A 25873-nucleotide genomic window follows, 5' to 3' on the forward strand; every position below is an offset into this window, starting at 1 on the left:
GTGCCGGGGATTTTCATTTGCCGCTGCACTATACTGCACACGTGATGCTTTTTCCCGGCGACTGGAAACTTGATGCTGCGCTCGGCTCCTGCCTGCTGTTAGGGCTGCGCCACGGTTTCGATTACGACCACCTGGCCGCCATCTCCGACATTACCGCCGTTCAGCGCAACTGGCGCAGCGGTTTGCGCCTGGGCATGACCTATGCGCTGGGCCACGCCTTTACCGTAGCGGCGCTCGGCATAGCCGTGCTGCAACTGCATATAGGCCTGCCGGAGGGACTGGATCACTGGATGGAGCGGCTGATTGGCCTCACGCTCATCGTGCTCGGCATTGGCGTCGTGGCGGGAATTCTGCGCAGAGACGCACACGGACACGCGCATAGCCGCATCGAAAGCCGGCTGGCGATCGCCATCAACGGCGTTCGCTGGCTGGGTTGGCGGACGCGACGCATGTGGAACGCCGAAGCTCCGCGTCCGGAACGTTTTCAGTGGATGTACACCGGGAAATCGGTCTTTCTCATTGGCGCGCTGCATGGCGTCGGCGCGGAAACTCCCAGCCAGCTCGCACTGTTTTTCCTGACTGCGAATCTCGGCGGGACATCGCGCGGGATGCTCGGGCTGGCGGCGTTTGCTGTGGGCATGGTAGCGATGAATACGCTGATGACTGCCTCTCTTGGCGGAGCCTTCCAGGCAGGGATTGGCCATGCGCGCTTTTACCACATCATTGCGTGGACCGGCGCAGCCTATAGCTGCTTCATCGGCACCATCTTCCTCTTCGGCCTGTCGGAAAAATTGCCGCCGCTCGGCTAGAGCGAATCCTGCGAGGGTGTGCGCCCCGGAGATTTGCGTAAGATTGCGGCCTGGGGCTGCAGCATCTGAGGATTTGCCGGAACAACTTTCGCTTTTTGTTTTCCCGGCCAGGCTGTTTTTCGAGGGGTGAAGAATTATGCCGCTATGTAATTATTTTTGTGTAACTTACCGGTGATTTATGGTGTTTACTACTTGATTATCATGAGCGGTTACTTTTGGGGGGACACCCTCGAAAAAAAAATTCTGGGCTGCCTTGAATGAGCTACGGCCCGAATCTTTTTGGGGTTCGGGCCGTGGCTTTTTCTTCCGCTGATTCTGAGTAAAGCATAAATGGGGTTAATTGCATGCAAAGTTTCTGAAGGAGGTGGGGTTACGAAAGGGTGGTGGACTTTGGTAATTAAGGACGAGGGACGAAGGACGAAAAGGCACGCTCCGCCTGAAAGACGGGTACGCATAGATACAAGGAGGACGGTCGTTTGTTGGGGGCTCCCGGCGCTTGTACACTACGGGCTTATTTCTGCCGCGGCCATGCTGCCTGCACAGCTTCGCTCAGTTTTTCCTGTCCCGCTGCATTCGGGTGTATAGCGTCGCTCATCTCAGCGCTGGTGGCTTGCAGATACTGGCGCGTATCGAAGAGCAGCACGTTCAGCCCGTCTCCGGCAAACATATTTATGTCCGCCAGAATATCGCTGTTGTAGGCCAGGCAGGGCGCGTCCGTGGACTGGCATCCAACGTTCTGGCCGGTATGCAGTTGATATGGAACCGTGCCCGCAAGCACGGTAGGAAGCTGGCCTGCCGGCAAAGCGGATGGCGCCCCGATGCCCACGACGGAAACTCCAACTGTACCGGCGCTGGTCTGTATGAATGTGATGGTATGCGAGCCCGCCTGAACCCACGGCCAGCGCAAAAAACCCAGCGAGCGCGTGGTCCCATTCTTTGTAGCAATCTGTGGAGTGGTCTGCACGGCGGAGGTTCCGGTCTCCACCCCGTCCAGCACATAGCCATAGGTCGCTGTTGAGGCATCGTCGATCAACGGCCACGCATAGATCGGCCCTCCCGTTGCCAGAGTGACAGTAAAGCTCACCGTCGATCCCTGCCCCTGCGTGGTCCAGGCATTCCAGCCATTTGTGGTGTCTATCTGGCCGGGTCCATCGGCGACAAAGCCCGCGGCCCCTGCCAGTACTTTGCCTTCCGCGGGCAATGCCAGCCACGCCAAAGCGGCCTGATGGCATTGGATAAAGACTTGCTCGTAGGCTCCCTGGCCCTGGTTGTCCACGTCATTGACGCCAATCAGCATGGAGTATGTGGAGTGATAGGCCATGGTGGGCGAAATGCTGTTGGGAAAGATCTGCCGCGCGGACACGTCGCAAGCCTGATCGCCCGCGATGGCCAGATTGGTCATGGGCGCGTTCTTCTCATGTGAAACAAGCGCCGGATACGCCTGCTGCAAGGGATTGCTCAGCATGACGCCGTCGGTGATAAAGTCTCCCAGCGCAAGGTACGAGGCATTGGGATTCAGCATCACCCCAGCGCATCCGGAAAGGCAAGCGAGAACCGCAAGTAGAGCAAGGGACGCAACCAGGAATCGCAGCTTCATAACAACAGATTGATCGGCTGCAAGCACGAAGAGCTTGCGGTCACACAGGTAATATGTGGAACGCTGAATTCCAGATCTGAACCTATATCTCAATTCGGGAGAAGCTATTGCTCGCTAAGCCCCTCCACGAGCGCCTGCCACTCTTCTTCGAGAGATGGCCGCCGATATGTTTGCCCGGCGCAGCGATACCAATAATCCGCATTCCCTTCCTCACCTTCTTTGCGGTGCAGATAGGCATGGACCGCCATCGCTTCCGGCGTCTCCAGCTCGTCTACCAGGCCGTGTGCGCGTGGCCAGTTCCCTTTGGCGTCCCACCAGAGTGCGGCCAGTGGGGTGCTCAGCCCAGCCGGAGGCTCGTGATTCTGCAGGCTTTCGTTGAATTCAGCTGCCTTCATTCCGTCCTCCGATCAAAAGACGATGTGAGATCCGTTACATTCTGCGCTGCGCCTACATTCGCAGGGCCTAAAGGCCAGACTCTTTTTTCGATATTTACGGCACGACTCAAGTCGTGCCCTGTTACAAAGCTGGTCCGATTTGAGTTTTTCCGCAAGCTGTGAAGGCGTGCCCTGTTACAAAGCAATTCAGATTGAGACACTGCCCCAGGCGGTCCTTGTAACTCAGACCGTTTCGGTCGTATACTGAACTCCGACTGTTCTGGTCGCAGATTCAGGTTACGCGGAGTTTACCGGGTGAGCGTGCTGAGCGAATTGAATGTTGGTCAACACGGTGTGGTAATGGCGCTCGAGCTGCCGGAATCTGTCCAGAACCACCTGATGCACATGGGATTTGTGCCGAGCGCGCTGGTGACGGCGCTGCGGCGCGCTCCGGCCGGCGACCCTATGGTCTATCTCGTGGATGGGCTTGAAATCGCGCTGCGGCGTGAAACCGCCAAGTCGATTCGAGTGAAGATTCCGCGTACGCTGAGCCGCCAGCAGGAGCAGGACCTGCTCGAATCCGCTCGGCAGGCGGCACAGGCCGATCCCGTTCAGACCGATTCCTCTCAGCTTGAGGCTGCCCCGGTTGAGGCAATTCGATGAACAGTTGTTGCGAAACTCCGGCCTTTGTTCCGCCATCGGCTCCTGCGCCGGGAGGAGTGCTGCGGACGATTGCGCTGATTGGGCCGCCGAATGCCGGTAAATCCACGCTCTTCAATCGCCTGACCGGCCTGCGCCAGAAGGTAGCCAATTATCCCGGCGTGACGGTGGAGCAGCGCATGGGTTCCATGGCCGGTGTGGGCCGGCCCGATCTCACGTTGATCGATCTGCCCGGTATCTACTCGCTTACGCCATATTCGGAGGACGCGAAGGTTGCCGTGGATGTGCTGAAAGGGCGGATGACGGGTACGCCCAAGCCGGATGCGATCATTCTCGTTCTGGATTCGCTGCACCTGATTCGCCAACTGATGCTCGCGGCTCCGGTGCTGGCCCTGCGGCTTCCTACGCTGGTGCTGTTGAACATGAGCGACCTGATGGAGTCGCGCGGCGGGGCCGTGGATGTGCTGCAACTGGCGCGCGAGCTGGGGGCTCCGGTGGCGCAAATCTCCGCAGCGCATGGAATTGGCATCGATGCGGTGCCGCTGTTTCTGAACCAGCATGACCGGCCGGCTGAGGCGCCGCAGCGGCCGCTCACGCTGCCCGTACTGGGCAACGCGGCCAGCACACATAGCTGGGCTACGCAGGTGAGCCGCAACACAGGCTACCGCGCCCCTCTCTCCGCTGCGAGCACGCGCAGGCTGGACGACATTCTGCTGCACCGCATCTGGGGACCGCTGCTGTTTCTCATCGTTGTGGTGGCCGTCTTTGAGGTAGTCTTTGCGCTCGGACAGCCGCTCTCAGACGGCTTTGGCGATCTGCTGACCAAGATTGGCGATCTGGCGCGGCCATTTCTGCCTGCCGGATGGATTCAATCCCTGGTGCTGGACGGCGCATGGAAGGGCATCGGTTCGGTGCTGGTCTTTCTGCCGCAGATTCTGCTGCTGTTTCTCTTTATCGGGATTCTGGAAGACACGGGCTACCTGGCTCGCGCCGCGCTGATTGCCGACCGCGTGATGCGCGCCATCGGCCTGAACGGCAAGGCGTTTATTCCGCTGCTCTCCGGCTATGCCTGCGCGGTTCCGGCCATCATGTCCACGCGCACGATTGAGAACAAGCGCGATCGCTTTGCGACGATTCTGGTGACGCCGTTCATGACCTGCTCGGCGCGGCTGCCGGTGTATCTGCTGCTGATCGCGGCGTTCATTCCGAACACGTATGTCGCTTATGGCTTGTTGAGCCTGCGGACGCTGGTGATGCTGGGGCTGTATCTGGCAGGCTTTCTGGCTGCGCTGGCCACGGCTCGCCTGCTCAAGAGCTCCATCCTGAAATCGAGTGAGACGCCGTTCATTCTGGAGCTGCCGCAGTACCGCATGCCTACCCTGAGAGCGCTTGGCCTGCGTTTGCTGGACAGATCGAAGATCTTCTTGAACCAGGCCGGGCGCGTGATTCTGCTTGTCACCCTTGGCGTCTGGGTTCTTGCGCATCTGCCGGCTACGCGGACGGCTGCTGGCGTGCTTACCGCGCCGGAGCTGGCAGAAAGTCTTATTGGACGGCTCGGCCACTTTATTGAGCCTGCGATTGCGCCGCTGGGCTTTAACTGGAAGGTTGGCATTGGACTGCTTTCGAGCGTTCTGGCGCGCGAGGTGATGGTGAGCACGATGGGCACGCTGTATGGCGCGGACCCAGGCACGCAGGCCCTCAGCCTGCAATCCGCCATGCATCATGACATGACACTGGGCGGCGCGCTGGCGCTGATGATCTTCTTCGCCTTCGCCATGCAGTGTACCTCCACCATGGCCATAGTGAAGCGCGAGACCAATAGCTGGAAATGGCCCGCACTGCAGTTTGTGTACATGCTGGTGCTGGCGTATGGTGCGGCGTTTGTGGTGAACCATGTGGTCACAGCGATCTGGGGCTGATGCACAACCTCTCCTTTCCCTTTTCGCCTTCTTAAAGTTGGGGTAGGATTGTCTTACCATGCGGGCCAAAGCAGTCACAACGCGGGTTTCCACCAAAGGACAGGTCGTACTACCTCTGCCCATCCGGCGGCGCCTTGGCATTCAGGCCGGCGATGCCCTGGACGCCACCGTTGAGGACGGCAGGATTATGCTTAGTCCGCAGCCGAAGAAAAAGTTCAAGGCAAAGCTTACGACGGATAGACGAACTGGTTTGCCGGTTTTGAGTTTTGGCTCCGGCGCGCCCATTCTCACCAACGAGATGGTGAGAGAGATGCTTGCCGATTTTCCGTGATGCGATATCTGCTCGATGTAAATGCGCTGATTGCGCTGGGAATCAAGGACCATGCGCATCATGATCGGGTCAGCGACTGGTTGCTTGCCCAAAGTGGCGCGGCTTTTCTGACATGCTCGATCACGGAGCTTGGATTCATTCGCATTGTGGCGCAGGTTTCCGGCTACAACACCGATGTGGAAGAAGCACAGTTGACTCTGGCAACCCTCAAAGCAGGCAGCACATTGCAATTTGAATTTATCGCCGACAACAACGACAGTTCCCGCCTTCCGGCCTGGGTGAAGATGCCAAGTCAAACCACCGACGGCCACCTGCTCGAACTCGCGAAAACCAGCGGTGCTGTTCTGGCCACGCTGGATGCACAAATTCCCGGCGCATTCATGATTCCGTAACGCAAGGGTAATGGCTCAGTTTGAAAAAATCCCGCAGGGGCTAAAGCCCAAAGACTTTATCAGCCGGATTTTCGGCACGACTAAAGTCGTGCCCTGTTACAAAGCTGGTCCGATTTGAGTTTTTCCCCAAACTGTAAAGTCGTGCCCTGTTACAAAACAATTCAAACTGAGCCAGTACCAACGCAAGAAGCCGCTCCGCGCTTTATGCGAAAATAGAAGTGTTGCAGTTCACTATGCGTCGCCCTTGTGTGCGCATCCACTATTCAACTTGAGCGGATTCGGTCCGGCTTTGCAGCCCTTTCGCCGCGGTTCGCCTACGGGAAACAGACAGAACATGATCAGCGTCAGCAATGTATCCATGCGTTACGGCTCGAAGATACTCTTCGACGAAGTCTCCGTCACTTTTACACCGGGTCGCCGCTATGGCCTCACTGGCCCCAATGGCTCGGGCAAGTCTACCTTCATGAAGGTTCTTACCGGCGAACTCGACGCTCAGAAGGGCACTGTAGTGCGCCCGCGGAAGCTCGGCATACTGCGGCAGGATCAGTTCGCCTTTGACAACTATCGCGCGCTCGACACCGTGATCATGGGCAATGGCCCGCTATGGGCAGCGCTTGAAGAGCGCGACCGCATCTACGAGAAGACCGACATGACCGACGCAGACGGCATGCGGCTTGGCGAGCTCGAAGGCATTATTGGTGACGAAGACGGCTATACGGCCGAAGCCGATGCAGCCGTGCTGCTCAGCGGCCTGGATATTTCCGAAGAGCTACATGAGCGCAAGATGGGTGAACTGCAGGGCGGCCAGAAGGTACGCGTGCTACTGGCGCAGGCGTTGTTCGGCAAGCCGCAAGCCCTGCTGCTGGACGAGCCGACGAACTATCTCGATCTCGATTCGATTCACTGGCTGCAGGATTTTCTGCAGAGCTACGATGGCACGCTGATCGCGATCTCGCACGACCGGCATTTCCTCAACAGCGTCACCACGCACACGGCAGACATCGACTATCAAACGATCATCGTCTACACCGGCGGCTACGACGACATGGTGATGGCCAAGACGCAGGTCCGCTCCACGCTGGAGCAGCAGAATGCGCAGCGTGACAAGAAGATCGCGCAGCTCAATGAATTTATCGCTCGCTTTGCGGCCGGCACACGTTCCTCACAGGTCACCAGCCGCCGCAAGGAAGTTGAGCGCCTGCAGACTAGCGATCTTGCGCGGTCGAATATCCAACGCCCCTTCATCAAGTTCGACCAGATACGGCCCAGCGGCAAGCATGTGCTGGAGTTCAAGGCACTAACCAAGTTCTACGGTGACGTCAAGGTGCTTGATAACTTCACCGCCAACGTGCTGCGCGGCGAAAAGGTCTGCCTGATGGGCCGCAACGGCGCGGGCAAGACAACCGTGCTCAAGAGCCTGCTGGCCAACTATCCTGGCCTCTCCGATCCTGAATTTGCGCTGGACAATGGCACTGTTTTCTGGGGCCATGAGGCGCAGGTGGGCTATTTTCCGCAGGACGTAGGCTCGACGATCGAGCACGGCCTCACGGTCTCCGAATGGCTGCATCGCTTTGACCCCAAGGCCAGCACCGAAGAGATTCGCGGCATCCTGGGCCAGATGCTCTTCAGCGGCGAGGAAGGTCAGAAGCCGACGAAAGCACTCTCCGGCGGCGAAGCGGCAAGGCTCATCTTCTGCAAACTGATACTCACCAAGCCGAATATCCTGATCCTCGACGAGCCGACCAACCATCTCGATCTCGAATCGATCAACGCGCTCAACGTCGCGCTGCAGCGCTTCGAGGGCACGGTGCTGCTGGTCACGCACGATCACGATTTGATCGATGAAGTGGCCACGCGCCTCTGGATTTTCAAGGGCGAGCACGAGATTGAGGACTACAGCGGCCCGTACCAGGAGTGGAAGGGCAAGCACGCATAGCCGCATCCATAGCATGGCGCGCGTCATCTCATACAAGGAGTGTTCCGGATGAAGGTTACGCGCGTTGCCCAATACGGCCTGCAGCTCACTCGTCTCAACTTTGTGAATTGCTATCTCGTCCGCGAAGACGATGGCTATACGCTGGTCGATGCCGGGCTCAAGGGCTCAGAAGACGAGATTCTTAAAGCTGCCGGCAACATCCCCATCAAGCGCATTCTCCTGACGCATCCGCACGTCGATCATCTTGGATCGGTCGATGCTCTCATCGCGCGCATTCCCGGCGTCATCCTCGGCGCCTCCGAGCGCAGTATTCCATTGATGCAAATTCCACCGGACCTTTCGCTGCGTTCCGGCGAAGTGGGCAAAATTGCCGGTGGCGTACCCGGTATAAAAGCGAAGCCTTCACTCGTGATTCAGGCTGGCGACCGCATCGGCTCGCTGCTCGCTATCGATACTCCAGGCCACATCCACGGGCATCTGTCTTTTCTCGATGAGCGCGACGGCACGCTCTATGCCGGCGATGCACTCTTTTGTCTTGGCTTCGTCGCAGTTGCCAGTTGGACGCCGTGGTGGTTTCCGCTCAAGGTCTACTCCAGCCGCGCCCAGGCGAAGGAAAGCGCCATCCGGCTGCTTGAATATCCCATGCAGCGCTTCGCCTGCGGCCACGGAAAGGTTCGCGGAGGCGGCAGAGCGGCGCTTGAAGAAGCTATCGCACGCGCAAAACTGTAGAGTATGTTTCCAGGCAGGCGCAATTCAGGCAGGCGCAATTCGGTAATGGCTCAGTTTGAAAGAATCCCGCAGGGGCTAAAGCCCAAAGACTTTATCAGCCGGATTTTCGGCACGACTAAAGTCGTGCCCTGTTACAAAGCTGGTGCGATTTGAGTTTTCCGCAAGCTGTAAAGTCGTGCCCTGTTATAAAACAATTCAAACTGAGCCAGTACCCGCAATTCAGGGCTCCGTGACATACTTATGTCATGGCAGTTCGCACCACGGTTGACATCCCTGAGCCGCTGCACGATGCATTGCGCAGTCGGGCGCAAGCCTCCGGCACATCTATTCGCGCGCTCATCGTGCAGGCCATCGAACAAACCTACTCTTTACCAAAGAAGGGCCGGCCTGTAACCGGACCGTTGATTCGCGGCAAGGGCAAGCGTGGTCCTCTCTATCCTGTCAATGAAAATCCCTGGGATCTCATTTTCTAGCCCCCATGAGCCTGTTTCTTCCTGACGTGAAGTCTGGCTTGCGCTTTCAGATGGAAGCCACACGCACAACTCCGGCGCGTGGTATTGGAAAACGCATCTTCCCGCAAGCTCAAAGTTAATTTTTTGCCGGCATACTCAGATCGGGCTGCTGCGATTGCTGACAAATCCAGCCGTAATGAGCGGGCAAGCGTTTACCCTGAATAAAGCCTGGCAGGCTTACGAGCGTTGGCTGGAGGATCCGATCGTCGAATTCTATTCGGAGCCTTGGACAATCGATGCCGAATTCCGCAGAACAACCCAGCCGCTCGGCTCCAGACGCGCCTCAAAGTGGATCGGCGACTGCTGGCTTCTCGCATTCGCGCACTCAGCGCAAGTACGTCTTGCCACATATGACCGCGCGCTTTACGACTTTGCACACAAGCAAGGTAACCAGGCAGTGATGCCGATTGCGCCCTGAACCCTGTATAGCGGTCTTTTTCTTGACAGCCGCACACGCTGCCACTTTAATCAATCCAGCGGGGATGGAGTTCCCCCTTAACCGCTGTCCTTCCGAAATGGAGCCGGACAGATGATGACTCCTGGCAGGGATGCCTGTCGTGGAGAGTTGTCCCGGCGATCTCCCTGAAAATTTCAGTCCGCACAACGCCGCCGCATACGTGCGTTGTGTGTAGATACGAGACAAGGAGATTTTGCCTTGCAGAAATACTTACTGATTGCCCTTGGAGGCGCGCTCGGATCCATTGCCCGCTACTGGGTGGACGGGACTGTTGCCGCCCGTACCGGTCTCAAGTTTCCTTACGGCACGCTGGTGGTGAACCTTACAGCATGCCTCGTTATCGGCTTCACTCTCACCTTCCTTGCCGAGCGCACCGACATCAATCCCGCATGGCGCTTCTTTATTCCCATCGGCTTCATCGGCGCATACAGCACCTTTTCCACTTACGAGTGGCAGACACTGTCCATTATGCGGAGCGGCGCATTCGCTATCGCCGCTCTCTATGCTGTTGGCAGCCTCATCCTGGGCCTTGCCGCCACGTGGGCAGGCTCTGCGTTGGCTCAGCGATTCTAGAACGGCTTCACTGATGTAAACGGCGAAGCAGGCAGTCCTTCGCCGTTGAAGAGATTGCACTGCGGATTGCCGGCCCAGCCGTAGCGTACCGCCACAGGCTGCGGCACATCGGGGCTCGAAGCCAGAAGCGTCTCGCCTTCAATCACCGCTTTCGCAGGCGCAAACTTGCCATCCTTGCCTGCAACCTCCACGCCGGTCAATTCCCCGCCCTTCGCGTTGAGGCCCTTCGCATGATCAAACCACACGCGCAGAGCGCCAGCTCCAGCCAGGTTGTCCGGCACAGCCTGCCGAAAGAGCGGCCCCGAGTACTCAATCATCTCGCCGTAACTCAACGCGCGCGCCGCCAGCGCCAGCCTGTGCCCCACGTCCACCTTGTCAGGCGGATGCACAGTATCCGGCGTGCCAATATCGATGGTTACCGCCATCGCGGTGTTCTTCAGTCCCAGCGTCTCTACCTGCTGCTGGCGCAGGCTGGCCCACTCGTCATGCGAGTCGGCCTTGAAACTCGAAATCTGCACGTACAGAAATGGAAAATCTCCCACTGCCCACTCGCGCCGCCAATCCTCAATCAGCGCGCGCATGATGCGGTTGTAGATCGGGAAACGTTCGAGCGATGCGTTGCTCTCGCCCTGATACCAGATCGCTCCGCGAATTGGAAACTGCGTCAGAGGCGCAATCATTCCGTTCCAGAGATTCGCCGGTCCCCATGAGGGCAGCGGCGCATGCCAGGGGAATTGCGGAACTGGCTTGCCTGCGGCCTTAGCCTCCGCAATCTGCTTCTGCTCGTCTGCAACCTGGCGCGCAGCGTCCGCGCCGTCTTCAACCATCCTTCCGCGTGAGGCAAACAGCGGATTCAACGCCGCGTCGTCACCCAGCGCCGTCAACCGCACCCAGGCCTCGGCCGGTGTGCCGCCCCAGGCTGACTGGATGAGACCTACCGGAACCCGCTCCTTTGCGGCCAATTCGCGGCCAAAAAAGTAGGCAACAGCGGAGAAGCCGCCGGCGGTCTGCGGCGTACACACCGTCCAGGAGGCGTCAATGTCGTCTACCGGGTACTCGGAGGTCTTCTGCTTAACGATCAGCAGATGGAGGAGCGGCTGATTTGCGTTTGCGATCTCTTGGGCTGAGTTTTGCAGCGGGGAGTCAGGAGGCCACCCCTTCAATGGCATTTCCATATTCGATTGCCCTGAAGCTACCCACACATCGCCTACGAGCACGTCATGAATTGTAATCGCCGGCTCGTTGGCCTTGCCGCCCTGGACCTTCATCTCAAATGGGCCGCCTGCGGTTCCAGGTTTGAGATAGGCACTCCAGTGGCCAATGCGATCCGTCGTCACCGCGCGCGATTCGCCGCGAAAATCGATGCTCACTGTTTCGCCTGGATCAGCGAAACCCCATACATGCACTGGCAGGTCGCGCTGCACCACCATGTGGTCTGAGAGCAGTTTTGGCAAGACTACCTGCGCGGACAGAGCCGCCGGCAACAACGCAAACAAGAGAATCGATTGCAGCTTCAAGACGGTTTCCTCGTATTCGGGCTTCTCCGGAGCAGAAGCCGGCCCATGGGCAGGATTTTTCCCGGAAAGAAAACGGTATCAAACAAGCCGCCTATGCGTCTCTTTCGCATTCCGATAAATCCGCGAGAAGCGCGCTCACGCCGGACCAGCTTTCCATGTTAGCCTCATTTCCGAAGGCTTCTTCCGTTCCAGCCGCGCCGTCTTCGATGGCATTCACGATGGCGGCGGGCAGGCCTATCGCTGAAGTCAAGCACACAAACGGTATCCACTGCTACAGTTGTAGCTGTAAAGGCGACCTTCACCACACATGACTGAACCACAAAGCTTTGCCAATCACACCCGGCGCGATCCGCTGTATCACTTCATCGCGCTGCCGTTGATATTGGCCAATTTCATCATCTCGATTGTCTGGGCTGTGCAGAGGCCGAACTTTCACCACATCTGGTTTGCGGTCTTTTCCTTCGCAGTGCTCGTGCTCGTACTCATGGTGCGCATGTATTCGGCCAAGGTGCAGGATCGCGTGATTCGACTCGAAGAACGGCTGCGCCTGCAATCGCTTGCGCCGCAGGAATTGCGCGCGCAGATTTACAGGCTCAATGAAGATCAGCTTATCGGCCTGCGCTTTGCCGCGGATGATGAAGTTGTGGAGCTTGCTAAACAGGCGCTGGAACAGAACCTCACCCGCAAGCAGATCAAGGAGCGCATCAAGAGCTGGCGCGCCGATAACTGGCGTATTTAAGGCCTGTTTTGCTGTAGGCCGTCTGTCAACGACGGCCTTCAAATCCGCATCCATTCATCAATTTTTCCCGCCAATTATGGTAGTTTTACTAGAGCAGTTCTCCCAGCCCGCGTCTGTTCCCGGACGCTTGAGAGACCCTCTCAGCAAGGCCGATCCGGCGAACAATTTTTCATTGGAACGAGGAGTCACGCACAGCCATGCCCGCAATTACTGAATTCATCAAGCATCACTACCGCCATTTCAACGCCGCCGCCCTTGTTGACGCAGCGCAGGGCTACGTGGATCACCTGGCAAAGGGCGGAAAGATGTTTGTGACGCTTGCGGGCGCCATGAGCACTGCTGAGCTTGGCCTCTCGCTGGCTGAGATGATTCGCCAGGACAAGGTTCATGGCATCTGCTGCACGGGCGCCAATCTGGAAGAGGATGTCTTCAACCTTGTTGCGCATGATTTCTATGAGCGTGTTCCACGCTATCGCGACCTTACGCCCGCCGACGAACAGAAGCTGCTCGATCGCCACATGAACCGAGTCACAGATACGTGCATCCCTGAGATGGAAGCGATGCGCCGCATCGAAAAGGTGGTGCTCGATGAGTGGATGAAGGCCGACCAGGCCGGCGAGCGTTATTTTCCGCATCAGTTCATGTACAAGATTCTGCTTTCGGATGCGCTCAAGGGTAGCTATCAGATCGATCCGAAGAACTCGTGGCTACTGGCCGCTGCTGAAAAAAATCTGCCCATGTTCGTTCCCGGCTGGGAAGATGCCACACTTGGCAATATGTATGCCGGGCACTGCATCTCCGGCGATGTGAAGAAGGTGCATACCGTTCGCACCGGCATTGAGTACATGATGGAGCTGGCGGAGTGGTATACGAGCCTGACCGAGAAAAATTCGCTCGGATTTTTCCAGATTGGCGGCGGTATTGCGGGCGACTTCCCTATCTGCGTGGTGCCGATGCTGCATCAGGATCTGCAGCGTGAGCATGTGCCGCTCTGGGGCTACTTCTGCCAGATTTCGGACTCTACCACCAGCTACGGTTCTTACTCCGGCGCTGTGCCGAACGAAAAGATCACCTGGGGCAAGCTTGGTGTGGATACGCCGAGCTTTATCGTCGAGTCCGATGCGACGATTGTGGCTCCGCTGATTTTTGCTTATGTTCTGGGGTGGTAAAGCAGCTTTTAGCCGTTAGCTCTTAGCTTTCAGCTTATTCTCGGTAGAACGCACCTTCGTGCTATCCCACCACCGAGCTAACAGCTTTCCCCTCACCGCTCATAAATCTCGCGCCGGTTGCCAACGTCGAGAACGAGTACAACCAGCTTGTCGTCCTGAATGTCGCAGATGATGCGCCAGTCGCCCACGCGATACTTCCAGAAGTTGCCGAGTTTGGAGCCGCTCAGCGCCTCGCCAATGCTGCGTGGATTGTCGAACCTGGCGACGCGCTCATTCAGAAACTTCAGAATGCGCCTGGCAATCTGCGGGTCGTATTTTCTGAGGTCTCGTCGCACGCTCTCGCGCAGTTCAATCGACCAGGCCATGCTCCCTCATCACTTGCTCAAGGGGGTAGGTCTTTTCCCCGCCTTCCCGAACCGCCAGCAGAGCGGCTTCGGCGATGCGGGTATCCTCGGCGTCCGTCTCGCGCTTGATCTTCTCCTGCACGGCCTCCAACAGCCAGCTATGGCGCTTGGGCCGTCCCAGGCGGCGGGCCACCAGCGCGTCAATCGTGGCCAGCTCTTCGGGCCGCAGACGGACGTTGACCGCAATCTCCTTATGCTCCGGCTTATCTTTCGCGGCCGTGCCGCCCATGCCGGCCCTTCGGATTGTCCGCGTTCCAGCCATCTCTCACCTCGTAATGTTATTCTATAGTGAAATATATTAAATTGATATTTTCGAGAACAGCCGCATCTATCCTTGCGCTGCCGGGTGCCCCTGGCTTTTGAACCTGGGATAGCACTCAAACCAGTTCACCCACCAACGAGCCAACAGCGAGGAGCCTTTTCTTGTTTCTGGGCTGTTTACTTCAAATCTGTTGCCCAATTCGCGGTCGTGGGCAACTCCTCTACATATCCAAACGCCTTGTCGTTGGTCACGATCACCGCATCCAGAGAGACGGCGTGTGCGGCAATCATCATGTCCATACTCTCAAGAGATTTTCCAGACGCCTCCAGCCTGGCGCGAACTGTGGCATACGCCTGAGCTGCATCGCGGTCCCAGGGAAAAACCTGGATGTTTGCGAGGAAACCTTCCATGAGGGCTTTGAGCTTTGCGGCCTCCGGCTTCTTTGCCAGGCCGTAGAAGATTTCAGCTTCCGTTACAGCAGAGATGCAGGCAACCTCATCCTCTTTTAACGCCAGCAAACGCTTTCGAGCTGCTGCGGAGTGGCCCTTGACGATATAGCTGACCATATTTGTGTCCAGCATATAGAGAGTCGTCATATCTCACGGCGCACCTGAAGCGGTAACTGCGCCCGGTTGGCTGGGCTGAGGAAGTCGTCAGGGACTCCCAGCTCATCGAGCGCGGCAAGGATTTCTTTGAGACCGCCGGGGCTCTGGGACAGGATTACATCGCCATTCCGAGGGTCGCGGCGGATAAAGACCTCATTGCCCTTGAACCGAAACTCCGCAGGAATGCGAACGGCCTGACTGCGGCCGCTGTAAAAGACCTTTGCTTTTTCAAGTTGTGCCATTTTCTGAATCCTCGATATATATCATGCTATATATCGAGGGCAGGGTCAATCTGGACCTTTAGTGCAGAGCGAGATTTGTGGCAGCCGGCAATGCAGCGGTCAGCGTGGCAACCGTGCTATCGTCGATTGTGCTTGTCGCCGCGAGGCCTTGGGCTGTCTGGAATGCGTGCAGGGCGTTCAGCGTGCCGGGGCCTAAAAGCCCATCGATTCCATTGGGATTGAAAGCCGCATTATTCGACGAGTTTGCGAGAAACGTTAGATACAGTTGCGCGGCCCGGACATCGAGATTGGGTAGCTTTGAAGGGTCCTGCAGCGCTGCGTAATTGGCGGCCAACCGGCCGGCATAGACGGCCACCTGGCCGGAGCCGTTGTAATGCAGCGCCACGGTATTCCAGTCGTGCGCGGACAGCGCCTGCGCAATTCCGGTATGCAGAAGAAAGCTCTGAAAGGCCTGCAACTGCGCGCCTTCTGAGGCGCATGCGGCCTGCACGTAAGCCTGCGCCGAGCTTGAGCCGGATGGAGAAAAGTTGAAGCCCATCACCTGGGCGATTCCCCATGAGGCGCTTTGCAGCGCGTCGTCGGGAGAGAGCGCGTAGGCCTCTGCCAGGCGGGTGTATTCCGCTGCTCCGCCGCTGTAGCCGCCCCATGTGGGCGCGCTGATGCCGGGGTGGGTTGCATCGAACTGGCCCTTGGTGCGGGTGTGAAAGACGGCCCGCTCAAAGAGAATCTGCGGGCGGCGGTCGGGAAGATAACCGGCTTTGCCGGATTCCACTTCAAGAAGCGCCCACACGGCTGCGGCGTCTGCCCCAAGGGCATTCAGGGTGGACTGAAAATCTGCCGAACTCAACGGCAGAGCGGTGCAGGGAAATGGCAATGTGGCCATCAGTACCTTCCTTTCAGGTCAGATAAAACAAAATGACAATGGAAAAGATAGCGTTTGGAAAATGAGCCCAGAGTTTCGTGAGCAATCTTAGACCAGAACTGTTCCAGGTGAATACAATTTTGCCGACTTTGATTCAGTTGTCCGATTTCGGACAAGAGCGCGAGTTAGCCTGTGCAGCACAGTTTCCGAAGTAATGTTTTTTGTTCTGGTTACGGACGATTGCACAGTTTCTGGAGAAATCTTTATGCGATCTTCATTTCGGAACTGTGCAGTTGCACAGTTCCGAGGGACTAAGGGACTAAGGGACATAGGGACCAGGGCAACTAAAAGCCATAGATACCTTCGACGGCAGTGTTCCCTGTCACAGTGAAAAGGGGTGGGGGAGGGGTCCCCTCCCCTCCCAAAATGACAAAGGCCCAAGTCCGAGATGGATTCGGGCCTTCTTTTTCTGCTCATTATTAGTGAAGCACAAAAGGGTGTAATTCTACGCAAATTATCTGAAGAGCGCCGGGGTTACGAAAGGACAATGGACCAAAGTAACTATGGACGAAGACCCGCTCATCGCGATAAAGCTGCGATGAATGGGGCACAGCCCCTGATACTGGGATGAGTGGGCCACCTGCCCGGTGGTGTATGGATTTGCGCTTGCGCATCCCTTCAGACCACCGGTCTGCAGCCATTGCCGCAACGATTCGGTGCTCACCACCAGGCCGTTCCACACAAGATGCTGGGCAAGGGTGGAGTCTCAAGATTTCGCTTGCGGCTGAATGAGTTCAGCATCTTGTCTCAGTGTTCCACGATCTTCATCTCGGATCGGAATACATGATATTCCCCGAAGTGAACGTCACTGATTGCAGTTACGGTCAAATTATCCACCGAAACCATCGCCTTGATGGAAATGCCGTTTTGTGTGCTGGTTCCGTGCTGAACGGGAGACTTCGCAACCAATATTGCGCCGCTTCTTACGGGACATTGGTAAGTTTTGCCGCCGATTTCAACTGGGCCGTACTCAACAAAGACATCTGCGGTAGAAACCGGCTGACCCGCGTCTATGTCGGAGATCATGACGATTCGTGTCACCGCTCCTGACCGAGGATCGATGTTGATCTCGCCATGGTAACTCGGTACCAAATCGAGTTTACGAAAAGCTCCCAACTCGGCCGCTATACAGCACCACGTGATTCGATAATTGGCCCGCTCCTTCGGCACAGCGTAACGGAATACGGCGATCGGTCCCGAACTCGACTGCTCCCAATGCGCCCAGCCGATCTTTCCATTCAGAATATCGCGCATCATCGTTTCGAGCAGGGGACCGAAGATCCCACTTGTCGTTAACCCCATGGTTGGGCCATCCGCAGGTTTCTCGCTCGACGGGTCCAGGTTCTCTTCCTGCCCTTCTCGGTATCGGACCTTCATCACCGTACTGTCAACCAAATGGTACAGATCGGGAGTGGTAACGACAGGATCGTTCTCGTGGATACCGAATGCCGTGTCCTGGAAACGTGTGGTATGTTTCTCAGCCAGGAAATTGGGCATTTGTTTCGTCGTCGCAATCACAAAATCGACTGCGCGAGAGAGTATTGCTCTCTGAGCTTCCAGATCCGGGACCGGCACAAACGCCAAATCGGTTTGCGGAAGCGGTAAGAAAGCCGAAGCATCGGCCAGCGCCAGCAGTGCCGACCGTGAGCGTTCCCCAGGTAGAGTTGCCTGCAATTGTTCAAGCCGGACCGTGGTCAAGCGTTCTGTCAGTTTGCATTTTGCGATCTGACCGACCGCATCTTTATCGGTTTTTGGGTGAAGTTGTTCAACTAACTGCTCCAGCTGTTGAATTGTCAGCTTTTCTGTCGTCGCTCTCTCAATCCTCGGGCTTCCCGATCCCGGCTTTGGCAATGGCCTGGGAACTGTCGCGGTCTCGGGAACTGTAGCTGCCACTTCCTCTTGAATCGATGCCATCGGAACTTCGAGGGTGCCTGCACGGTTCGCCGATGAGTCGTACACTCCCGTGGCGAGGTAGGCGACCTCCTTCGGAACATCGAAATCGAGATGGAAAGAGACACCTGAGCGACGAACTTGCGCAATCTGATCCGGCCTAACGACTAGCCCAACCTGCCGAACCATCCAGTTCAGAGCCTGCCCGTTTTCACCGCGTGCAATCAGAGCTACTTCAACTTGTGCGCGCTGCACCCCGTCCTGCCCAGTCTGTAAGTTGATCGACTCGGGCGACACCGAGAATCCCATGCGGTAGCGTTTTGCAGGTCTTTGAATTGAAGCATTATCACCGGCCACCTGCGGGTCAGTTGCCGCAGATGTCGCCGGTTCCACGTTGAGGCGATACTGAACCTGAGAAAAAGCTGGCATACCATGCATCATCAGCGGACGCAACGGATCGCTTGGCTTCGGAGGTCCGACCGCCGGCTCGTTCGAGTTCTCTCTAAAATAGGTTCGCCGATAAAAGACGTTGTATTTGCCGGATGTCACGCGAATCTCGATTTTGCGCGTGACGTTCTTTTCCTTCTCGTCTGTGGGTGTATATGCAAGCGTGTAATAGCTTGACCCGTGCCCCATCGCGTCGGCCATCTCAGTTCGAAGGTCATTTCCGTGGAATGCTTTTCCTCCTGTAGCCTCCGCCATCACTTCCGCGGTGATGCGCCTGAATTGCTCCTTGCCGAGATTAACCGATCCGGAAGAAAGTGCCGGCTGTTCCGTCTTTCCGCCAATATCCGAACTTGGATCTCCTACGATACCGGCGTCGATCGGATACAGCGAGATCCGCGCGGCAGCAAGCGAATTGATCGCTTTCTCGATTAGGTCGTTGTAAGGGCAATCTTCGTCTTTGGAATAAGTCATTCCGGGGATGCACAGCGGGAACGAGCCGGACACCCATAAGAGATTCTTTCGCGCCGGAATGGGAGAAACATACCGGCTGATCTCCTGCAATGCCTCCAATGTGGTAAAAACCTGCTGGTTCTGCTGGGCGTCATAGGCATGTTCCATGAATCCCTGAAGCGCATCGACAAATGCTGCAGTCTGCGCTCCTCCCGGAGCGTTGAGGACTGCCGAATTGATGCTGTCCATTGAGGATGTTTGCGTTTTGTTACCACCCGGCAACGCCTGCGTAAGCGGCTGAGATGTACCGCTCAGCAGGCGAGCGACGGAGGCGCGGGCCTCCGCGGGATCGGAGGTGAAACCCTGCACGATTCGCAACTGGTCGCCAAGCTCCAGAACCGCGATTGGAACACCATTCGGTAGGTGACTCATAGTATCCATCAATTGCCGACGAATGCCGATCCGATCGGCGGTATTCGTGTTCAACGAATCGATAAGCACTACATTCACCGCTCCGGTTGGCGCGATCTGTTCCAAATTGGAATAAGTATTCGGCGGTAATGGATTTAGAGGCGCAGCCTTTACAGTGACCGCATCGACATGCGGCTCGAAGAAATTGGTCTTCTGCGGAACTCCGTTTTCGAAAACCTGAAAATCATCGCGTGTAAGATTGGGAACTAGCCTACCGCTTCGATCGGTGACTACTGCGTCGATTAGAACCGTCCGCGCAGTGATTGTCAGAGTGGGAGTCTCCGGGTCGATCCTCGGTCCGGCCTGTTGAGCTTGAGCAACAGCAGTTATTAACAGGAGTAACGCAATTCCAACCAATCCCTGACGCATCGTCGTCCTTCCGGCTGGCTTTCCGAACGTTGAGTTCCTCCACCATACATCAAGCCCGCGCGCACTCCTCCACCGGAATGCCGACCTGCTCGACGATCTCCAGCCCGAAGCCTTCCAGCGCTGGAATATGCATGGGCGTGTTCGAGATTAACCGGATGCGATGAATTCCCAGATCGGTCAAAATCTGCCCGCCGAGGCCGATGGCGCGCACGATGCGGCCTGAGCGGTCCTGCGCGCCCTCACGCGCCCGCAGCTCCTTGTGCAGCACGATTCTGCCGGCGTCATGCGTCATGCCTTCGTTTGAGCCGGACTTCTCGCCGGCTTCCGCAGGCGTGGCATCAATCTCAAAACCGGGCGCAGTGTTGTGCAAGTAGATCAGCGCGCCGCAACCCTCCTCGGCAATCATCTTCATGGAGCCGTCGAGAATCTCCCGGCAATGACAATCGGCGCTGAAAATATCTCCTGCTGTGCAGCGCGTGTGTACGCGCACCAGCACAGGCTTGCCCGTCTGAGCGTTGCTGCCGGTCAGATCGCCTTTTACCAGCGCAATATGGCTTTCGCCGCCGTTCACTTCGCTCTGGTAGGCAATCATGCGGAACTCGCCGAACCTGGTCTGCACGGTCGTTTCGCCGGCGCGCACGATGTAGCGCTCGTTGCGCAGCCGGTAGCGGATGAGCTCGGCTACGGTGAGGATCTTCATCCCATGCTCTTTACAGAAAGGAATGAGGTCGGGAATGCGCGCCATCTCGCCGTCGTCGCGCATGATCTCGCAGATAACGCCGGAGGGATTGAGCCCCGCCATGCGGGCCAGATCGACCGAAGCCTCTGTCTGCCCCGCCCTGACCAGCACGCCGCCACGCCGCGCCCGCAGCGGAAAGATATGTCCGGGCCGCGCGAGGTCAGCCGCGGTGGACCTGGAGGCAATGGCCGTTTGGATGGTATGCGCGCGGTCTGCGGCTGAGATGCCGGTCGTGACGCCCTCGCGCGCCTCAATGGTCTCAGTGAATGCCGTGCCAAAGCGCGAGGAATTGTGCTGCGTCATGGGAAACAGATGCAGGTAATCGGCCCGCTCCTCAGTGAGCGTGAGGCAGATGAGGCCCCGGCCATAGCGCGCCATGAAATTAATCGCTTCCGGCGTTGTGTGCTCGGCGGCCAGCGTCAGATCGCCCTCGTTCTCGCGATCCTCGTCGTCCACCACTACAATCATTCGCCCCGCGCGAATCTCATCGAGCGCACCGGGCACGTCTGTAAAAACCGCATTGTCATGCATTCGTTCGGCTGTCATCGTTCTCTGGACCATTGTCGCCGAATCCGCTGCCGAACATCAATGCGCCCTATCACAATGACGGAACGGGTGAGTCCACACAAAGCAAAAGCGCCGCATTGAACGGCGCTTTCACTTACTTTCAAAACGACTGAAAGCCTACAATGTCGATTCGATCTCAAAGCCCCAGGCCTCCAGAAGCGCCTCAGGGATGTATTTGGAATTCTTATTGCGGCGAGCCCATTCACGGAGCCGGGTTGACCGAATGTACTGATCCGGGGTGAGCTTGAATTCCTTCACGATCTGCTCGAAAGAGGTGACGGTAGGCACAACGGGCCCGATGGGCTCCGGCTTGCCCCAATTCGGATTTCCACGACGCTTTGCCATGTTGTAGTCCTTAACTGGGTAGGATTTTCTTCAAGTATGTAACTCTTCGGACGCACGCCAGAGGGGGTGGCTGGTCCGTTAAAGCAACAACGCTGGTTTCTATTTTAAGGATATTTTATTCAAAAATCAAGAGAAATCCGTTATGGAAACGATACGCATGCACACTCCGCCGCACTACATCTGCTTGCCGCTTATCTGCACATTGCAGGTGAATTGCGCTCCGCGCCATGGCGTTTTCTGGCATTTTCCCGCCCTGGAATGGCACTATCAAGTTATGAACCTGCCCAAGCGCGCCGCGCTGCTCTGCGCCGTGCTTCTTTGCCTGGCCGCGAGTCCGGCTCGTGCCGCCCAGCTCAAAGTGAGCCGCGCAGCCCTGCAGCGCACCCTGGAGAACCAGCTTTTTAACGGTCCCAGCGGCCGTTATTACCTGAAAGGCTCGCCCGTTACGCCGTGCTCGATCTACGTGGATAACCCTCAGATGACCTTCGCCGGAGACCGCATCCAGGTGCAGGTGAAAACGCACGCGCGCCTTGGCACAGCCGTGCGCGGAGCCTGCCTTGGCATCAGCCTCTCGCCCAGCTCCGTGGTTTCCGTGGCTCCGTCGGGTGAGGGCGAGACCATCGGCTTCCGCGATGCGCGCGTGGAGCGCGTGAGCGACCAGAAGGAGCTGAATTTTCTGCTCATGCCTTTTCTGAGCCGCCAGATTCCCGACAGCATGACCGTGAACGCCGCCGATCTGCTCCGCAAAGCGCTTGAAGGCTCCACGGCAAGTTCCGGCTACAAGGTCACGCTCGATCGCCTTAAGATTCACTCCGTGCGGATTCAAGGGGACGACCTGATTGTGGATGTGGACGGCGATCTCAGCGTGCGATAGAAAGCGTCCGCGAAAACCGCTGGTAATTTTCCAGATTCCTTTTTTGCAATCTGGCACAATTTGGAGAAATTTTGACACTGGCGGGTCGCGGCAGGTTCATTCTGAGGACATGAGTCCTGTGAACCGCAGAGAATTTCTTTCACTTGCCGGCGCGGCTGGCCTTGTGGCTATCGCACCTTCGCTTCCCACCGCCGCACAGTCCGCACCGCAGGACTTCAGCTTTCTCTTCATCACGGACACGCATCTGCAACCGGAGCTCAACGCCGCCGTGGGCACAGATATGGCCTTCAAGAAGGCTCGCGGCTTCAAGAGCGACTTTGTGATCCAGGGCGGGGACCATGTCTTTGACTCACTGGCTGTGAGCAAAGACCGCGCCTCAAGCCTCTTCGATCTCTACGGCAAAACGGAGCAGGATCTCGGGCTCAAGGTTCATCACACGATCGGCAATCACGATTGCTTCGGCATCTATCCCGCGAGCGGAGCCACCAGCGCAGACCCGCTCTATGGCAAAAAGATGTTTGAAGAGCGCTTCGGTAAAACTTATTATTCCTTCGACCACAAGGGCGTTCACTTTATCGTGCTGGACAGCATCGGCTTTACGCCGGATCGCGCCTATGAGGGGCGTGTGGATGCGGAACAGCTTGGCTGGCTGGCTGCCGATCTTAAAGCGCTTTCTGCGGCGATGCCTGTCGTCGTCTCCGTGCATATTCCGCTTGTGACTGCATTCGACTCCTACGTTCCTGTGCCCGCCGAGCCACCCAAACACCACGGAATGTCAGTGGCCAACTCAAGCGAAGCGATTGCGCTCTTTGAAGGCCACAACGTTCTCGGCGTGCTGCAGGGCCACACCCATATCAACGAGAGGGTCGTGTGGCACGGCGTGCCTTACATCACCAGCGGCGCTGTGAGTGGAAACTGGTGGCACGGCACCCGCATGGGGACGCCGGAAGGGTTTACCGTGGTCGACGTGAAGGGCGGAAAGCTATCTACGCGCTATGAGACTTATGGATTCAAGAGCGTCGATCCGAAGAATACGTAAGTGGGGCTCACTGGATTTGTTTCGCGCATCGAGCGTATCGCTTGCGGGAAGGCAACATCTTTCGGTGCGGACCTGACCTTCGATGAGCGCGTTAGCGATTTAGCGTCTATCGATCACCAGGAAGATTGGGAGAATGGTGGGAGATATGGCCTCATCGCGTCAATTCAACTGAAAAAGGCTTTACTCCGTTCTCAGTGTCCGGATCGATGGATTGACGGCGCGCGGCGAACTGAAATGAAGCCCGTTATCAAAGCGCTCAGCACAAGGAGCAGCTTTGATGAAAACGGTGTTGTCCTGCGTCAATAGAGCGAAGACGTATCTTGTTTCTGTCGTTGTTCGCTGTCCCTCAGGCGCTGAAATAACACTTCACCAAGGGTGCGGCTAAAGCTCGCCGTCAAGTGATCTCCATCCCGACAAATGACCTGGCCGCCGACTTCGAGATAGCATCGGTCGGGGCCGCACATCCGATCTGACAAATCGAGGAATTTGACATTGTCAAAGCCCTGCGCCGCCCGCTTCTCTGCGGCATAGACGCCGGGACTCAACGCTACGGCGGGAACCGGAGCCGGACACTGCGTGCGTCCATCCCATTCCGCCTGAGCCAGGCAGCCTAGCACATCGTAATTTGCAAACGGAGTGTCGCGGATAAATCGAACCTTCACTCCCTGCCTTGCAAGTGCCGCAAAAGTGTCGCGAGCCCCCTGCTCCCAGACCTGCATATCTATCAGGGATTTCCCATCGGCGTCCACAGCTTGCGACGCGCTCGTTTCGATCACCAGATCCGGACGTAACGCCTCGATCTCTCCCATAGCCGCATGACGCCATTTCTCACAAACCGTATCCAACTGCGGAAGGATCTTCATGTTTAGTGGCGGGCAGCCTGGCTTGACGAGGGTCGCCAGTCGCCAATGTTGTGCATCGGCAATCTGCTGCAGAGCCGGAAACCACGCCGCCGCGTGCGAATCTCCAAACAGCACCACCGTCGATTGCGGATGATTGATCTCTCCGAAAAAACACATCGCGGGATGAGGGTCCAATATGGCAGGTGTGCAACCGTTGCGATAGACTTCCGGAATATCCCGGACCATGCGGTCATACTTGCGGAACTGTTCCGAACGGGATACGATCGCCAGCCGGGCACCCATTGCGCCGACACACAAGATTGCGCCAAGTGCCGCCAGCCAGAGCGTGAGACCCGAGCGCGCAACTAGAAATGATTGCCGCCGGATAGGATTTTCTATCACAGCATAAGTCACCGCGGCCACCAGGCACGCAACAGCAATCCAGCCCAGTCGAATGGAGACCGAGTGAATGGCAACCAGTTGTTGCCCGATCACCAGTACAGGCCAGTGCCATAAGTAAAGCGAATAAGAAAGTCGCCCCATTGCCTGTGCCGGTCTCGCACGCAACAGTCGAATCGCAGGTGACTCCGGAGCGCCCACACCTGCCATCAAAAGGAGTAGCGTTCCCACCACTGGAATCGCCGCAGCAGACCCCGGAAACATCGAAGCGTGGATCCACTGGGCGCCGGCCGTCAGCGTGAGGATGCCAATTGCTCCCAACCAGGACCAAAGCCTTCGACGCCCAACCAGCCACGGCTCCGGCACGAACGCCAGGAGTCCGCCCGCACCGAACTCCCAAACCCGCGCCGGCGCTGCATAAAATGCGAGGATGGGGATTTTCGCAGTCAACCAAACGCACAGCACAAACGAAGCCAGCGAAATTGCCGCCAGCGCAATGGTCCGGCCTCTGAGGCTCTTGATCGTTCTCGCCAACAACAGCAACAGAACAGGCCAGATCAGGTAGAACTGTTCCTCCACCGCGAGCGACCAGGTATGTAACAGTGGATTGGATGCTATCGCGTGCTGATAGAAATACTGCTGCTGCAAATGCGCAAAGTAGAAATTACTGGAGTAGAGCACCGTTGCAAGTGCCGCTTTGAGTGTTTTGACTTGCGCCACCGGATTCATGATGATGGATTCCGCGCCGCAAACAACCAACACCATCGTGATGGCCGCCGGAAGCAAACGCCGTGCGCGCCGCGCATAGAAGCGCGCGAAATTCACTGTGCCCGACGAAGAAATCTCCTGCATCAGAAGTCTTGTAATGAGATAGCCGGAAAGAACAAAAAAGACGTCCACCCCCACAAAACCGGCGCGCAAAAAGGGCAATCCGGCATGGGAAGCAATCACCAGACCAACGGCAAAAGCTCGCAATCCTTCGATGTCGGGGCGGAATGGGATGCTGGTTTCCTGATGGGACCGATGCAAATTCGTGTGAAGCACTTCTGCTAGCGCTCCCTCGCTGTTTCACGCCACCTGAACAATAGCCTGTAAAGACTCAGGAAACAGGAGTTGTTCCCTTGGCCTCGCGCGCGTTATCCCGCCCCCGTTTCACGCGCTGCCATTCCAACGGTATTGGAGCGGCGTGGTCTCAGCCTGACCGGCTGCGAGGCTATCTGCGGCTAGAGTACGGCTACTGTGCGGCGGTTCTGTCTGGGCATGATCATCGATTGTCGCCCACAGGCCAAAGC

The 25873-nt window shown here is 57.3% G+C and carries 28 protein-coding genes and 1 riboswitch; of the genes, 15 read left to right on the top strand and 13 right to left on the bottom strand.

Features of this window, described 5'->3' with window-relative positions; genetic code table 11:
* The first annotated feature begins 17 nt into the window (after positions 1 to 17).
* Entirely contained in the window at positions 18 to 809 is a 792-nt protein-coding gene (locus ABSG47_RS00985; RefSeq protein ID WP_424165190.1) for a hypothetical protein, read from the top strand.
* Positions 810 to 1320: 511 nt separating this feature from the next.
* Here ABSG47_RS00985 and ABSG47_RS00990 read toward each other — a convergent pair.
* Together ABSG47_RS00990 and ABSG47_RS00995 are read right to left on the bottom strand one after the other, a co-directional pair.
* The gene (locus ABSG47_RS00990) at positions 1321 to 2334 is read right to left on the bottom strand and encodes a hypothetical protein (RefSeq protein WP_424165193.1); all 1014 of its coding nucleotides are present in this window, start codon (positions 2332 to 2334) and stop codon (positions 1321 to 1323) included.
* Between the two features lie 176 nt (positions 2335 to 2510).
* The gene (locus ABSG47_RS00995) at positions 2511 to 2801 is read right to left on the bottom strand and encodes a hypothetical protein (protein WP_424165196.1); all 291 of its coding nucleotides are present in this window, start codon (positions 2799 to 2801) and stop codon (positions 2511 to 2513) included.
* Positions 2802 to 3095: 294 nt separating this feature from the next.
* Here ABSG47_RS00995 and ABSG47_RS01000 point away from each other — a divergent pair, with 294 nt between their 5' ends.
* From ABSG47_RS01000 to crcB, 9 genes are all read left to right on the top strand, one after another.
* Positions 3096 to 3443: a FeoA family protein gene (locus ABSG47_RS01000; protein ID WP_424165199.1), complete on the top strand. Its 348-nt coding sequence runs from the start codon at positions 3096 to 3098 to the stop codon at positions 3441 to 3443.
* Positions 3440 to 5359 (top strand): ferrous iron transporter B, encoded by a 1920-nt coding sequence (gene feoB, locus ABSG47_RS01005; RefSeq protein ID WP_424165202.1) that lies wholly within the window; start codon positions 3440 to 3442, stop codon positions 5357 to 5359. The genes ABSG47_RS01000 and feoB overlap by 4 nt, the downstream gene beginning before the upstream one ends.
* Before the next feature lie 58 nt (positions 5360 to 5417).
* Positions 5418 to 5690, top strand: coding sequence for an AbrB/MazE/SpoVT family DNA-binding domain-containing protein (locus ABSG47_RS01010; RefSeq protein ID WP_424165204.1), 273 nt, complete (start codon positions 5418 to 5420; stop codon positions 5688 to 5690).
* Positions 5690 to 6082: a PIN domain-containing protein gene (locus ABSG47_RS01015; RefSeq protein WP_424165292.1), complete on the top strand. Its 393-nt coding sequence runs from the start codon at positions 5690 to 5692 to the stop codon at positions 6080 to 6082. The genes ABSG47_RS01010 and ABSG47_RS01015 overlap by 1 nt, the downstream gene beginning before the upstream one ends.
* Before the next feature lie 334 nt (positions 6083 to 6416).
* On the top strand, positions 6417 to 8018 hold the full coding sequence (locus ABSG47_RS01020) for an ABC-F family ATP-binding cassette domain-containing protein (protein ID WP_424165207.1): 1602 nt from the start codon (positions 6417 to 6419) through the stop codon (positions 8016 to 8018).
* Positions 8019 to 8066: 48 nt separating this feature from the next.
* Positions 8067 to 8747 (top strand): MBL fold metallo-hydrolase, encoded by a 681-nt coding sequence (locus ABSG47_RS01025; RefSeq protein WP_424165210.1) that lies wholly within the window; start codon positions 8067 to 8069, stop codon positions 8745 to 8747.
* 245 nt (positions 8748 to 8992) lie between these two features.
* The gene (locus ABSG47_RS01030; protein WP_424165213.1) at positions 8993 to 9220 is read left to right on the top strand and encodes a ribbon-helix-helix domain-containing protein; all 228 of its coding nucleotides are present in this window, start codon (positions 8993 to 8995) and stop codon (positions 9218 to 9220) included.
* Between the two features lie 175 nt (positions 9221 to 9395).
* The gene (locus ABSG47_RS01035) at positions 9396 to 9677 is read left to right on the top strand and encodes a PIN domain-containing protein (protein WP_424165215.1); all 282 of its coding nucleotides are present in this window, start codon (positions 9396 to 9398) and stop codon (positions 9675 to 9677) included.
* A gap of 51 nt (positions 9678 to 9728) precedes the next feature.
* Positions 9729 to 9808, top strand: a riboswitch (Fluoride riboswitch).
* Positions 9809 to 9914: 106 nt separating this feature from the next.
* The gene (gene crcB / locus ABSG47_RS01040; RefSeq protein WP_424165218.1) at positions 9915 to 10289 is read left to right on the top strand and encodes a fluoride efflux transporter CrcB; all 375 of its coding nucleotides are present in this window, start codon (positions 9915 to 9917) and stop codon (positions 10287 to 10289) included.
* Here the strand turns inward: crcB and ABSG47_RS01045 are convergent.
* Positions 10286 to 11806: a sialate O-acetylesterase gene (locus ABSG47_RS01045; RefSeq protein WP_424165221.1), complete on the bottom strand. Its 1521-nt coding sequence runs from the start codon at positions 11804 to 11806 to the stop codon at positions 10286 to 10288. The genes crcB and ABSG47_RS01045 overlap by 4 nt on opposite strands.
* Positions 11807 to 11897: 91 nt before the next feature.
* On the bottom strand, positions 11898 to 12056 hold the full coding sequence (locus ABSG47_RS01050) for a hypothetical protein (protein ID WP_424165224.1): 159 nt from the start codon (positions 12054 to 12056) through the stop codon (positions 11898 to 11900).
* Between the two features lie 57 nt (positions 12057 to 12113).
* Here ABSG47_RS01050 and ABSG47_RS01055 point away from each other — a divergent pair, with 57 nt between their 5' ends.
* On the top strand, positions 12114 to 12545 hold the full coding sequence (locus tag ABSG47_RS01055; RefSeq protein ID WP_424165226.1) for a DUF6526 family protein: 432 nt from the start codon (positions 12114 to 12116) through the stop codon (positions 12543 to 12545).
* Positions 12546 to 12742: 197 nt separating this feature from the next.
* Positions 12743 to 13714 (top strand): deoxyhypusine synthase family protein, encoded by a 972-nt coding sequence (locus ABSG47_RS01060; RefSeq protein WP_424165229.1) that lies wholly within the window; start codon positions 12743 to 12745, stop codon positions 13712 to 13714.
* Positions 13715 to 13806: 92 nt separating this feature from the next.
* Here ABSG47_RS01060 and ABSG47_RS01065 read toward each other — a convergent pair whose 3' ends face one another.
* The 8 genes from ABSG47_RS01065 to ABSG47_RS01100 all read right to left on the bottom strand — a co-directional run bounded on the left by ABSG47_RS01065 (position 13807) and on the right by ABSG47_RS01100 (position 21427).
* Positions 13807 to 14079 carry a type II toxin-antitoxin system RelE family toxin gene (locus tag ABSG47_RS01065; RefSeq protein ID WP_424165232.1) on the bottom strand — a complete coding sequence of 91 codons (273 nt, stop codon included), beginning with the start codon at positions 14077 to 14079 and terminating at the stop codon, positions 13807 to 13809.
* The gene (locus ABSG47_RS01070; RefSeq protein WP_424165234.1) at positions 14063 to 14380 is read right to left on the bottom strand and encodes a hypothetical protein; all 318 of its coding nucleotides are present in this window, start codon (positions 14378 to 14380) and stop codon (positions 14063 to 14065) included. The genes ABSG47_RS01065 and ABSG47_RS01070 overlap by 17 nt, the downstream gene beginning before the upstream one ends.
* A 176-nt stretch (positions 14381 to 14556) precedes the next feature.
* Positions 14557 to 14976 carry a type II toxin-antitoxin system VapC family toxin gene (locus ABSG47_RS01075; protein ID WP_424165236.1) on the bottom strand — a complete coding sequence of 140 codons (420 nt, stop codon included), beginning with the start codon at positions 14974 to 14976 and terminating at the stop codon, positions 14557 to 14559.
* Positions 14973 to 15227: an antitoxin gene (locus ABSG47_RS01080; protein ID WP_424165238.1), complete on the bottom strand. Its 255-nt coding sequence runs from the start codon at positions 15225 to 15227 to the stop codon at positions 14973 to 14975. The genes ABSG47_RS01075 and ABSG47_RS01080 overlap by 4 nt, the downstream gene beginning before the upstream one ends.
* A 58-nt stretch (positions 15228 to 15285) precedes the next feature.
* The gene (locus ABSG47_RS01085; protein WP_424165241.1) at positions 15286 to 16110 is read right to left on the bottom strand and encodes an N-acetylmuramidase domain-containing protein; all 825 of its coding nucleotides are present in this window, start codon (positions 16108 to 16110) and stop codon (positions 15286 to 15288) included.
* Positions 16111 to 16896: 786 nt separating this feature from the next.
* Entirely contained in the window at positions 16897 to 19764 is a 2868-nt protein-coding gene (locus ABSG47_RS01090; protein WP_424165243.1) for a VWA domain-containing protein, read from the bottom strand.
* Positions 19765 to 19825: 61 nt separating this feature from the next.
* Complete coding sequence (gene ribB, locus ABSG47_RS01095; RefSeq protein ID WP_424165245.1) at positions 19826 to 21061, bottom strand: 3,4-dihydroxy-2-butanone-4-phosphate synthase; 1236 nt, start codon at positions 21059 to 21061, stop codon at positions 19826 to 19828.
* A gap of 138 nt (positions 21062 to 21199) precedes the next feature.
* Complete coding sequence (locus ABSG47_RS01100) at positions 21200 to 21427, bottom strand: hypothetical protein (RefSeq protein WP_026447189.1); 228 nt, start codon at positions 21425 to 21427, stop codon at positions 21200 to 21202.
* A gap of 142 nt (positions 21428 to 21569) precedes the next feature.
* Between ABSG47_RS01100 and ABSG47_RS01105 the strand changes: the two genes are divergently transcribed.
* The 3 genes from ABSG47_RS01105 (at position 21570) to ABSG47_RS01115 (ending at position 23646) form a co-directional block, all read left to right on the top strand.
* Entirely contained in the window at positions 21570 to 22301 is a 732-nt protein-coding gene (locus ABSG47_RS01105; RefSeq protein WP_424165247.1) for a hypothetical protein, read from the top strand.
* A gap of 109 nt (positions 22302 to 22410) precedes the next feature.
* Complete coding sequence (locus ABSG47_RS01110) at positions 22411 to 23340, top strand: metallophosphoesterase family protein (RefSeq protein WP_424165249.1); 930 nt, start codon at positions 22411 to 22413, stop codon at positions 23338 to 23340.
* On the top strand, positions 23341 to 23646 hold the full coding sequence (locus ABSG47_RS01115) for a hypothetical protein (protein WP_424165251.1): 306 nt from the start codon (positions 23341 to 23343) through the stop codon (positions 23644 to 23646).
* Here ABSG47_RS01115 and ABSG47_RS01120 read toward each other — a convergent pair.
* Positions 23640 to 25625, bottom strand: a complete 1986-nt coding sequence (locus tag ABSG47_RS01120; protein WP_424165253.1) for an acyltransferase family protein — start codon at positions 25623 to 25625, stop codon at positions 23640 to 23642. The two genes, ABSG47_RS01115 and ABSG47_RS01120, sit on opposite strands and share 7 nt — an antisense overlap.
* Between the last annotated feature and the right edge of the window lie 248 nt (positions 25626 to 25873).

The organism is Occallatibacter sp., assembly GCF_049510455.1.
Lineage (GTDB): Bacteria > Acidobacteriota > Terriglobia > Terriglobales > Acidobacteriaceae > Telmatobacter.

What these genes read in the sequence shown, in the direction of transcription:
- ABSG47_RS01105 (WP_424165247.1), top strand. Translation starts at nt 21,570, where the DNA reads ATGGAAACGATACGCATGCACACTCCGCCGCACTACATCTGCTTGCCG.
- ABSG47_RS01030 (WP_424165213.1), top strand. Translation starts at nt 8,993, where the DNA reads ATGGCAGTTCGCACCACGGTTGACATCCCTGAGCCGCTGCACGATGCA.
- ABSG47_RS01020 (WP_424165207.1), top strand. Translation starts at nt 6,417, where the DNA reads ATGATCAGCGTCAGCAATGTATCCATGCGTTACGGCTCGAAGATACTC.
- ABSG47_RS01055 (WP_424165226.1), top strand. Translation starts at nt 12,114, where the DNA reads ATGACTGAACCACAAAGCTTTGCCAATCACACCCGGCGCGATCCGCTG.
- ABSG47_RS01060 (WP_424165229.1), top strand. Translation starts at nt 12,743, where the DNA reads ATGCCCGCAATTACTGAATTCATCAAGCATCACTACCGCCATTTCAAC.
- feoB (WP_424165202.1), top strand. Translation starts at nt 3,440, where the DNA reads ATGAACAGTTGTTGCGAAACTCCGGCCTTTGTTCCGCCATCGGCTCCT.
- ABSG47_RS00995 (WP_424165196.1), bottom strand. Translation starts at nt 2,801, where the DNA reads ATGAAGGCAGCTGAATTCAACGAAAGCCTGCAGAATCACGAGCCTCCG.
- ABSG47_RS01065 (WP_424165232.1), bottom strand. Translation starts at nt 14,079, where the DNA reads ATGGCCTGGTCGATTGAACTGCGCGAGAGCGTGCGACGAGACCTCAGA.
- ABSG47_RS01085 (WP_424165241.1), bottom strand. Translation starts at nt 16,110, where the DNA reads ATGGCCACATTGCCATTTCCCTGCACCGCTCTGCCGTTGAGTTCGGCA.
- ribB (WP_424165245.1), bottom strand. Translation starts at nt 21,061, where the DNA reads ATGACAGCCGAACGAATGCATGACAATGCGGTTTTTACAGACGTGCCC.
- ABSG47_RS01035 (WP_424165215.1), top strand. Translation starts at nt 9,396, where the DNA reads ATGAGCGGGCAAGCGTTTACCCTGAATAAAGCCTGGCAGGCTTACGAG.
- ABSG47_RS01010 (WP_424165204.1), top strand. Translation starts at nt 5,418, where the DNA reads ATGCGGGCCAAAGCAGTCACAACGCGGGTTTCCACCAAAGGACAGGTC.
- ABSG47_RS01110 (WP_424165249.1), top strand. Translation starts at nt 22,411, where the DNA reads ATGAGTCCTGTGAACCGCAGAGAATTTCTTTCACTTGCCGGCGCGGCT.
- ABSG47_RS01025 (WP_424165210.1), top strand. Translation starts at nt 8,067, where the DNA reads ATGAAGGTTACGCGCGTTGCCCAATACGGCCTGCAGCTCACTCGTCTC.
- ABSG47_RS01100 (WP_026447189.1), bottom strand. Translation starts at nt 21,427, where the DNA reads ATGGCAAAGCGTCGTGGAAATCCGAATTGGGGCAAGCCGGAGCCCATC.
- ABSG47_RS01075 (WP_424165236.1), bottom strand. Translation starts at nt 14,976, where the DNA reads ATGACGACTCTCTATATGCTGGACACAAATATGGTCAGCTATATCGTC.
- ABSG47_RS01015 (WP_424165292.1), top strand. Translation starts at nt 5,690, where the DNA reads ATGCGATATCTGCTCGATGTAAATGCGCTGATTGCGCTGGGAATCAAG.
- ABSG47_RS01080 (WP_424165238.1), bottom strand. Translation starts at nt 15,227, where the DNA reads ATGGCACAACTTGAAAAAGCAAAGGTCTTTTACAGCGGCCGCAGTCAG.
- ABSG47_RS01070 (WP_424165234.1), bottom strand. Translation starts at nt 14,380, where the DNA reads ATGGCTGGAACGCGGACAATCCGAAGGGCCGGCATGGGCGGCACGGCC.